10 protein-coding genes and 1 pseudogene are annotated in these 9,393 nt (G+C 63.3%); 8 read left to right on the forward strand and 3 right to left on the reverse strand.

The genetic code is table 11. The annotated features are described in order from the left end of the window. Positions 1–40: 40 nt before the first annotated feature. The 8 genes and pseudogenes from TsocGM_RS20210 to TsocGM_RS27965 all read left to right on the forward strand — a co-directional run bounded on the left by TsocGM_RS20210 (position 41) and on the right by TsocGM_RS27965 (position 4,698). Positions 41–298: a hypothetical protein gene (locus TsocGM_RS20210; protein ID WP_126727278.1), complete on the forward strand. Its 258-nt coding sequence runs from the start codon at positions 41–43 to the stop codon at positions 296–298. After that, positions 295–792 carry a PD-(D/E)XK nuclease family protein gene (locus TsocGM_RS20215; protein WP_126727279.1) on the forward strand — a complete coding sequence of 166 codons (498 nt, stop codon included), beginning with the start codon at positions 295–297 and terminating at the stop codon, positions 790–792. The genes TsocGM_RS20210 and TsocGM_RS20215 overlap by 4 nt, the downstream gene beginning before the upstream one ends. Before the next feature lie 360 nt (positions 793–1,152). Next, complete coding sequence (locus tag TsocGM_RS20220) at positions 1,153–1,539, forward strand: DUF6573 family protein (protein ID WP_126727280.1); 387 nt, start codon at positions 1,153–1,155, stop codon at positions 1,537–1,539. Between the two features lie 49 nt (positions 1,540–1,588). After that, positions 1,589–1,867 (forward strand): hypothetical protein, encoded by a 279-nt coding sequence (locus TsocGM_RS20225; RefSeq protein WP_126727281.1) that lies wholly within the window; start codon positions 1,589–1,591, stop codon positions 1,865–1,867. Positions 1,868–2,285: 418 nt separating this feature from the next. Beyond that, entirely contained in the window at positions 2,286–2,564 is a 279-nt protein-coding gene (locus TsocGM_RS20230; RefSeq protein ID WP_126727282.1) for a hypothetical protein, read from the forward strand. Positions 2,565–2,994: 430 nt separating this feature from the next. Then, positions 2,995–3,300 (forward strand): type II toxin-antitoxin system ParD family antitoxin, encoded by a 306-nt coding sequence (locus tag TsocGM_RS20235; protein ID WP_126727283.1) that lies wholly within the window; start codon positions 2,995–2,997, stop codon positions 3,298–3,300. 3 nt (positions 3,301–3,303) lie between these two features. Beyond that, complete coding sequence (locus tag TsocGM_RS20240) at positions 3,304–3,684, forward strand: type II toxin-antitoxin system RelE/ParE family toxin (protein WP_126727284.1); 381 nt, start codon at positions 3,304–3,306, stop codon at positions 3,682–3,684. A 54-nt stretch (positions 3,685–3,738) separates the two neighbouring features. After that, positions 3,739–4,698: pseudogene (locus TsocGM_RS27965) on the forward strand (PDDEXK nuclease domain-containing protein). A 175-nt stretch (positions 4,699–4,873) separates the two neighbouring features. Here TsocGM_RS27965 and TsocGM_RS20250 read toward each other — a convergent pair. The 3 genes from TsocGM_RS20250 to TsocGM_RS20260 are packed head-to-tail and all read right to left on the reverse strand — an operon-like array spanning position 4,874 to position 8,978. Next, a complete protein-coding gene (locus TsocGM_RS20250; RefSeq protein WP_158633660.1) occupies positions 4,874–7,252 on the reverse strand; it encodes a ThiF family adenylyltransferase in 2,379 nt (792 codons plus the stop codon). Then, positions 7,249–8,310, reverse strand: coding sequence for a ComEC/Rec2 family competence protein (locus TsocGM_RS20255; RefSeq protein ID WP_126727286.1), 1,062 nt, complete (start codon positions 8,308–8,310; stop codon positions 7,249–7,251). The genes TsocGM_RS20250 and TsocGM_RS20255 overlap by 4 nt, the downstream gene beginning before the upstream one ends. A 2-nt stretch (positions 8,311–8,312) precedes the next feature. Next, a complete protein-coding gene (locus tag TsocGM_RS20260; protein ID WP_126727287.1) occupies positions 8,313–8,978 on the reverse strand; it encodes a hypothetical protein in 666 nt (221 codons plus the stop codon). Between the last annotated feature and the right edge of the window lie 415 nt (positions 8,979–9,393).

Here is a 9,393-nt window from a genome sequence, read left to right on the forward strand (position 1 = left end):
CCCTAGTTTACCACCATCGCACCACTTCGGGCACGTCGGCATGAGGAAGCGGAACGACAACCTGGTCTCGGCATCGGAAATCGCCTCGTGGGCCTGGTGCCCGGAGAGCTGGCGGCTGGAATGCGGCCTCGGCGAAAAACCCGCGAATCAGGCGGCCCTGCGGCGAGGCGGGAGATTCCACGGCCTGACCGCCGTGTTCGAGCGCTTATCGCGGGCCGTGCTCACGCTGGGCTTATGGCTCCTCGTGCTCGCGACGCTCCTCCTGGTCGTGCTCTTCCTGCTCGGGGTGAGGCCATGACGCTGCCGATCGGCGTGGCCGCCCTCCTGGCCGTCCTCGGGCTGCTCTGCCTGGTGCTCGCCCTCGGGGCCCGCCGGAATCGGGGATTCGAGGCCGGAGAGACCGTCGCCCTCGACAACGAGACGCTCGCGTCCGAACGCCTCGGGCTCATCGGCCGCCCCGATCGGGTCGTGCGGCGGGGTCGATATTTCATCCCCGAGGAATGGAAATCGGCGAGGCGGCTCCAGGACTCGCACCGGCTCCAGCTCGGGGTGTACCTGCTGCTGGTGGAAGAACGCTACGGCGTGCGACCGCCGCATGGCGTGGTCATCCTGGGCGACGGCTCCCGGGCGAAGGTCAAGAACACCGAGGCCCTCCGCTCCGAGGTGCTCGGCATCGCCCGGAAAATCCGGGAGCAACGCGAAAGACTCCGCGAGGAAATCCGGGTCAGACCCCCGGCCTGGAAATGCCGCGTCTGCGGCCAGCGGAGAAATTGCGCCCAGGCACGAGGCTGAACGCGACGCAGCCGCCGAGGCCGCGAGCCGTCCGCGTGCACACTCGGGCCGTGCGGCCACCTGAATCCCTCCCCATCGAAGAGCATCCCCCGCGACATTTCTCGCCTCCGGAGCCGCTCCGCTGCGTGCTCATGCCAGGCAAAGCCTGTCACTCCGCTCGCAGCCGCTCCGCTCCATCCCTCGCGACACGGCAAGGCGATCAGGAACAGCGGCATCCGGTCCCGAGGACCGGATCGGAAGGGCTGTTTCCCGTCCGGGGGAGGGCCGCGTTTGTCTCCACCACGGGGCGAAAGACAAACGCGGCCCTCCCCCAGACGGAAAAACGCTGTCGCGGGCGGGTCCCAAAGAGGAGACATCATCATGAAGAACAACGACGACCTCATCATCTTCCGCTACACCCGGGCCCAGGCCATCGCGGACGGCGTGCTCATCGACGTGACCGAGACGGCACTCGAAGCCGGATTCCGCATCCCCGTGGCGTTGACCCATGCCGTCTGGGCCGAATACGTCGCGGTCCCCGACGGAGTCGTCGCCCAGGATGAAGCCGGGCGGCTCTGGGACATCCTGTGGATGTGCCGGGTGGCGATAACCCGCTCCAAGGGAACCGACTCGGAGCTGCTCTTCCGGCTCCACGTCCGCAACGACAACCGGCCCGGAGACCCGCCGCTCGTGACGCTCAAGGCCCACTGCGGCCCCGGCGACAAGGCCGAGCCGGTCATCACGATCATGCTGCCGCACGAGGACTAGCCGACCAGGCCGGGCCACGAGGCCCGGCCTCTTCACGGAGGGAAACACCATGAACCAAGAAACGCGGAAATCACCGGCCAAGGAGACGCTGCCCGAAGCGGTCGCCGAGGCCATCGAGGAAATTCTCTGGCACTACTGGGAAGCCGAGCACGAGAACTTCATCGCCGACGAGCCTGGCCCCGAGGAGCCGCACATTTTCCGGCACCTCGTCACCGTGGACGGCTGGTTCTACGGGCACGGAGCGAGCGCCGAACAAATCATCGCCGAATTCACCGACGACGAATTCCGGGCGGCCGCGAAGGCGAGAGCCCGCAGCTTCCGAGGCTAGGCCACGAGGCCGAGGCCCAATCCCCCCACGAATCAACCGCCGCCCCCCGGCCCGGAAGAGCAGGGAAGGGGAGCGGCACCTTTCCCCGGAATATCTCCGGGCCCTGAAAAACCCCTCGACTCGCCCCCGATTCGCCCGCAAGGAAATCCCAAGACCGGAAGCCCATCCCCAATTTCCAAATCGCCACCTGAATTTCACACCCGTCCACTCCTTGGGAGTGACCGGGTGCAGGCCTGGAAGTCGCCGCTGAAAACGCGGGCCGAGGCGTTCGTGCAAGAGGCTCCTGCACAATCGGGCCGGGCCAATTTGGCGAGCAGAATTGTCGCGACAGCGTCGCGACAATCGACCAGCGATTTCGTGTTCGGGCGGCCGTGCCAAGGGCCTTGCGTCTCGACGCGGGCCGGGGCAGGCTCCCCGGATGGCGATCCCATACGAGGACGATGACCTGGAGCCGTTCCTCTCGGAGGTCGGGGATGAGACGCTGCCGCCCCGCTGGCGGCTCGGGAGCCTCCTCTACCTGGAGGCCCGCGAGACCTTCCTCTCGCCCGAGCACCGGGCGGCCCTGGAGGCGGCCCGCACCCGCATCTGTCAGGCGTTGGCGGCGGAGGCCCGTCCCACCGAGGTGTGCCGAGAGGCGGGACGCACCGAGTCGCCTCCTACGCAGGGGAGGCTCTTCCCTGCCGACCCCGAGCCGTGAACCGCATGTCGAAAGCGAGCCGGGTGCAGGCCCGGATGCCGCGCGGAAAACGCGGGCCGAGGCAATTTGTGCAGCACTCGTTGCCCAATTGGCGACTTCTGCCACGGACCGTGGCCGCTTTCGACGGCGCGAGCGGGGCGGACCGATCCGGCGAGCGGATTCTTTCGACGCTGTCGCAAAAATTAGGCTCCAGCTCACGGATGAAATGCCCGCAGGGTCGCCGAAATCCTCCGGCCTCGATCTCGGGCGAATTTCGGCACCGCTCCCGCGTGACGCGGCCTCCCGTAGCGCCGGGGTCGGCGCAGGTGGATACGCCCGCGATCCGCTCGGGTCGGGCGCGGCCCGCGTGTGCACGCGGGCCGCAGTTGACAATTTTTGCCAATTTGGGTAGGGTCGAGGGGATAGGGGGAGAACACGAAGGGGGCACGCGATGCCGACGCGGAACATCAATCTGACGGATCACTATGACCAGCTCGTGGAGGGCCTGATCGCCTCGGGGCGGTACAAGAACGCGAGCGAGGTCCTGCGGGCGGGTTTGCGCCTGCTGGAGCAGCAGACGCGGGAGGATGAGCAGAAGCTGGCCACCCTCCGCGGCCTGGCCGCCGAGGCGTTCGACACGCTCGACCGGGGCGCGGGCACGACGCTCGAAGGGGATCAGCAGCTCGCGGAGTTCATCGGCGGGATCGGCCGCCGGGCGGCCAAGCATGCGACGACCCGCAGTCCCGGCAAACAGTGACCGATGGCCCACTATCGCCTCTCGCCGCAGGCCGAGCAGGACATCGAAGCGATCCTGGCCTGGACCCATGAGGAGTTCGGGGAGAAGGCTCGCCTCCGGTACGAGGCCCTGCTCATCCGGGCCATCCTGGACGTGGCCGAGGCCCCCGAATGTGTGGGCAGCCACGATCGTCCGGAGATCGTGGCCGGGGCGCGGACCTATCACCTCCGGCACAGCCGCGACCATGTCAAGCGGTCCGTCGGCCGGGTCCGGCGGCCCCGCCATTTCCTGCTGTACCGGACGATTGCCGAGGGTGGCGTCGAGGTTGGCCGGATACTGCACGACAGCATGGACCTCAGCCGTCACCTTCCCGATGATTATCGGGTCCAGGAACCCGACGAGTGACTCCGGCAACGTCCCGGTCCGTCTCCGCCGGAGGGTCCAGCGAACGCGTTGATTTTGGTCCGCCCGCTACGGGAAGCCCTATACACGGGCCGTCATTGCATGGTAGTCCGCACGGAGATCCTGGGGCAGGAGCGAGCCGAGTACGGTGAGCAGATTGTCGTGACGGTGTCGCGAGAATTGGCCGTGGAGTTCGGGACGGGATTTTCCCGCTCGAATGTCTGGCGGATGGTACCAGTTTGCCGAGCGCTTCCCCGACTCGGAAATTGTCGCGACACTGTCGCGACAATTGAGCTGGAGCCATTTCGTCGAGATCATCCCGCTGGATGACCCGATGAAGCGGGACTTCTACGCGGAGATGTGCCGCATCGAGGGCTGGAGCGTCCGAGGCCTCCGCGACAAGCTCCGCGGCATGCTCTTCGAGCGGACGGCCCTCTCAAAAAGCCCGCCGAACTGGCCAAGCAGGAGCTGGCGAAGCTCCGCGAGGAGGATCGGCTGACGCCGGACCTCGTCTTTCGCGACCCCTATTTCCTCGATTTTCTCGGCCTGAAGGACACGTACAGCGAGAAGGACCTGGAGGCCGCGATCCTCCGCGAGCTGGAGGGTTTCATCCTCGAATTCGGGACCGGGTTCGCCTTCGTCGCACGGCAGAAACGCATGGTCATCGACCAGAAGGATTTCTTCCTCGACCTGCTCTTCTACCACCGCAAGCTCCGGCGACTGGTCGCGATCGAGCTGAAGCTCGGCCCCTTCGAGGCTGCTCACAAGGGCCAGATGGAGCTGTACTTGAGATGGCTTGAAAAACACGAGCAGGAGCCGGGCGAGGAGCCGCCGATTGGCCTGATCCTTTGCGCAAACAAATCGGATGAGCAGGTCGAACTTTTGCAGCTCGACCAGAGCGGGATTCGAGTGGCCGCCTACATGACCGAACTGCCACCGCGACCACTCCTCCAGAAGAAGCTCCACGAGGCCGTGGAGCGGGCGAGGGCACAGCTCCAGAGCGATCCCGGGGATTGAGCCCGTAGTCGCCTGGGCGATTCACGAATGGAATGCTCGCAAGGTGATCGATATCCTTCGGACTCAGTATCGGGCGAATTACGGGACCGCGTGCTTCCAAGCAAGGTTCGTCTCGTAGGGCATAACGAATACGCTACGAGCGAAGATGCTCCGATAAATAGATACGCCAGTTTAACTATTCTGTCGGCTCGTCTTCGATCTCGATATCGTAGATACGACCTCCCACGGGGAAGCTCCACGCGCGGACATGGTGAACATTTCCAGATTTCGTATCAAGTCCAGATATGATCATAATTGGGCATCTGGTCAGGTAATTCGGCTCGGCCGCAATCCCACAGAGAGAATCAATATCCGTAGTGCTCGGCCTCGGGTCCGCGACGAGGTGCGAGTGCCACTCGCCTAGATATACCCCTCGCTCTCCGAGTTCACCTGCCGATCGCTCAAGCTCTCTTTGAACGAAATCCACGTCCCGAGAGAACCGATATGCAGACTGCTCGGCATTCGGCCCGGGCCCGGTAGCACGTATCACATGGGCACGCCGTTCGGAGTCGACGTATCCGATCAATACTCCGCCGGTCTCGGATTTCGGTGATGCTTCGGTCATGAGGATGATATCGCGGCGTGCGTCTTCGCTGAGCGTGACAGCTCGGACATCAGGCTCCTGGCAAGCCGGGCAGGCTTCGTCGGGGTCGAGGCGGCCTATAAAAGTTTCGAGGGGCTCCGTAAGTCGCCGATCGACCAACGGCTCGGGCCTCTTACTCCAGAGCCAGTGATTTCGCTCGATCTGCGGATCTTCCAAATAGTCCAACGCCACGCGAGCGATGAGCCCCGCGACGAACGCAAGATCGACCGCACTTGCCGGGATCACTGGACGACCACATTCGTGAACAAGAACGTCTGCCTCGGATTCAGGAACATCGATCCAATCGCGAGGAGCGGGCTCCCCGGATCGTCCTCGCGAGGCGAAGGCAGACAAGCACGCCTTGCAGGCGTCTCGGCCCGGCCGAACGAGGAAAACCCGGCCCATACTGGCCCGCCTCAACGCGCGTCCGTAGAGAACAGGCTTGCGCTCAATGACGGCCACCTGATTGATGACCGACTCAACGCTCTCGTCGGCAACCGTCGAGATGACGAGGTCCGCTGGCCGGATGAATTCCGCGAGATCCTCAAGCGAATGGACAGCCGTACCGAAGATCAGGTCCGATTCATCAAATTTAATGTAAGGATTGATTTCGTGAATGCGAGTGGCCACGACTCTTACCTTCGGCGCTCCGAATTCGTTCAGGCCGCCGACATGGCGGGCGACGTTACCCGTCGATAGCCGATCCATATCGCACATCCTGAATCCGCCGACGCCAGCCTTCGCGAGCAGTTCAGCCGCCTCGGCCCCGAGAGCCCCGAGACCTAGCATCACAACCCGCTTTTGTGAGATCGATTCGGCGACAACCCCCGTGTTGCGGAGGCGCAGATCCGACGGCCTCGCGGAATGGACTCTCAGCCCGTAGATCGGGGCTCTCTCGAAGGCCTCGCGCTTCGACTTTTCGTCGGCGATCGTGCCGACCACCGACCGTTTGCCGCGCGACATAGCGACCATCAACCAGGCGATTCCGCCGTCTCTACCCGGGTATCGGAGGCCAAAGAAGTGGCGATCGCCGATGGTCATCTCCCCGCCGAGGGCTTTGCTGACAAGGGGCCACGGATCGCCTCCATTAGCGACGGGCGTGAGGACTTCCAGAAATCCGCGCCCGTCCCGAAATGGCCTCGGCTCCTTAGGCAAGGACCACCAATATCCGTTCTCGACCGGCCGCTGCTCGTCGCTCTTGACGTCTATCTCTGCCAGCTTCGAAAGATCCCATAAATCCGACTTGATCCAAGGGTAGATCCGAGACAGGTCGGCTCTCGCGTCGAACATCTTGACGATCAGGCTCTCCTCCGTCAGAGCAGTGACGATCATCGGACACAGATCTTTGAGTTGCGAGTCCTGGAGCCTCCGCAGGTCCGGCACCATGTAGAACCGGCCGAAGCCGTTGATGTCGTCGCGAAAGAAGGTTTCGCTGAGGAGCACATCAGTTGCGTATTTGAAATGCGCTTCAAGCTCGCTGGCCGCCGAGTCTGGAGGCCAATTACCGGTGTGGAGGCCCAAAAACCAGCGCTCCGCCCTGCTCAGCGCCTGCACTCCAGTAACAACGTCGCCACCCACGATAGTCCGCGTCTCTCGCTGGAACAGGCAGAGCGCCCCGTTGGGCATTTGGTGGCGGTGATCGAAGAACTCCGGCTCCAATAGCTCCTTGAAGTTTCCCTGCTCATCGATCGCCGGAAGTGCCTTCAACGGAAGGACGACCGGCTTTTCGAAGGGCGTGGAGGCGGGGTACTCGAGCAGGACCGGATGGCCGACCGTCCCGCCGGGCGGTCGTACCTCCAACATGCCGTAAAGGATCAACTTCCCCTTCTCAAGCTCTGGTTCGTAGACCTTGAACCCGGGATAGTGACGGGCAAGTCCCTGCCGCTCCCCGATGTACCATTGCGGGTAGAGCGTGATCCACGAGCTTGTCATCGGGACCGGCTCCCCATAGGACGGTGGTCGACCCGGGTGATGACCGCAGGAGCAGCCCATGGCTTGCCGGAGCTGCCGTTGCCTCCGCCCCCGTCTTTCTTGTCCTCGATGGGATAGGCTTCGACCAACTCCCCTTTGTCCGAGTCAATATAGTATGTACCGTTCCGGAAAATGTCACAGATGAAGCAGTATCGATTTTCGCCTGTATGGAGGATGTTCTGTCTGCCCACCTCCTCGGCATAGAAGTCCACGGCTCGCGGATGGGGATGCTTGTGCCTGCTCTCGGAGTGCCTCGGAGCTGAGAGCACGACGTAGTCAGGGGCGATCGCCTTCAGCGCTGCCTTGTACGGCTCGTCGCCATCGTTGTAGTAGAAGAAAGTCCTGGACCCGTGGTGGCTCCCGGCCAAGACGACCGCAGGCAGCCGCCCGTTATGATAACGAGTGATCCACTTCTCCCACGCGTCCCGATCCGCGTCTCCTGGTAGCATCACCCAGGTTGATCCTGAGCCGAACTTGAGGACGGCGCAGTGCTCGTGGATTCGCCTCCGCCTCACTTCGGCGGTCTCGTCATCGATCGAATCCTTCACGTGTTGCGCTGGAGCCAGGACATAGCACTCGGCCTCTCCAACCGGCCGAGGCGAACGGCTGCCGCAAAGTTCCTCCTCCTTTCCGCCGCCTGATGTCACCTTCTTGATGACCTCCTGGAGTTGCCTGTAGGCCTCCTCGTTGTCGCGGCCGGGGACGTGGCCGGAGTGCCACACCTCCTTGATCGCGATGCTGTCAGAGAGGGCTTTCACCCCGCAGAGATGATCGTCGTGCGGGTGCGAGTTGACGAAGACATCGAGACCAGCATCGCCAAGGAGATCTTTCATCAAGCGCGGGACGTCGATTCCGTCGCACGACGCGTCGAGGTTGATGTCCACCAAGAGCGATTTGTAGGTCGAACCATCTGCGGCGAGCACGATCGTGCTCGATCCTTGCCCGACGTGCAGGAACACAACCCTGACGAGGATGTTCGGGTCCTTCGGCCAGATCACTTCCTTGGCGATGTTAGCCATTATTACTCCTTCGACGGTTTTCCGGCCGTCTCGCTTTGGGTCACCCGCTCGGCGCACAGCAGCACCTCGCGTGCGTAGTAGCAGCCCCTTTGCCGCGTTCGATGCCAGATCAGAACGAGCAGCCCGAACAGGCCCGCGATGACGCCGAGGCGTTGGCCCCAAGTCCACTGAGCGGCGGCCCCGAAGACCATCGAGGCGATGAACAGGGCGAAGCCGAGAGCGACGGTCGTGAGCAGTCCGCGGTGATAGGCGTAGAGGCTATTGAATCGCGAGGCCCGTCCGATCCCGGAGCCGTCCGTCACCTGCATGGCATACAGGAAGAGCGACCGATCCGACGGTGTCCCTCCGATCGTATCGGCCAGCTTTCGCTTGATCCGCTCGGCGGAATCTCGGGGCAGATACTTCGTCAGGGTGCCAGCGAGGGCGAGGTCCGAAGGTCTTCCGCCCCACGATCGATGAAGCAACGGCTCCGCCAGACTGGCAAGGGCTTGGACCACTTGGCCGAGGAACACCGCGAGCGCGGTGCAGATCACAACGGCAAAGGCCTCTGGAAACTCAGGGACGGCAAGCTCGCGCGCTGACGGAAAGCAGATCGGAATCCACGCGATGAGCAAGCTACCGGGAACGAGGATCCCCAAAATGTCGTAATACTCGAATTTGTCGCCCATAGGCCCGCCAGAGGTAGGTGTTCGTCGGCCTCACGCGGGGACCGTGGGCCAGGGGTCCGGATACCGCACCTGCATGCAGTCGATACTATCCATTCGTACCTCAGGTTTCCAGATTGGGCTCGTAACTCAGCTTCTTAAAATTCCTGCAATCGCGATTAGGCGAAGTCCCCACGAGCCGCCTTCCATAAATGAGAGATTCCGCCTTGCGTCCCCTGCCCCATGTGGTACGTTTAGCTCGCATAAAGGGCGTTATGCGATCCAAAACCGGCCGGGGCAGGGGGCCACCACTGTTAAGTTCGACGGTAACTGGCGTGGTTCTTCTGGAGCTATTCGGCGCGATCGACGATGGGCCCCGTCCCTTGGCCGTTTCTCGTCTCGACGAACGCCCCGTCGTATCCTGCTCGTTCCAGAGCCA

This window comes from Tautonia sociabilis, from assembly GCF_003977685.1.
Lineage (GTDB): Bacteria > Planctomycetota > Planctomycetia > Isosphaerales > Isosphaeraceae > Tautonia > Tautonia sociabilis.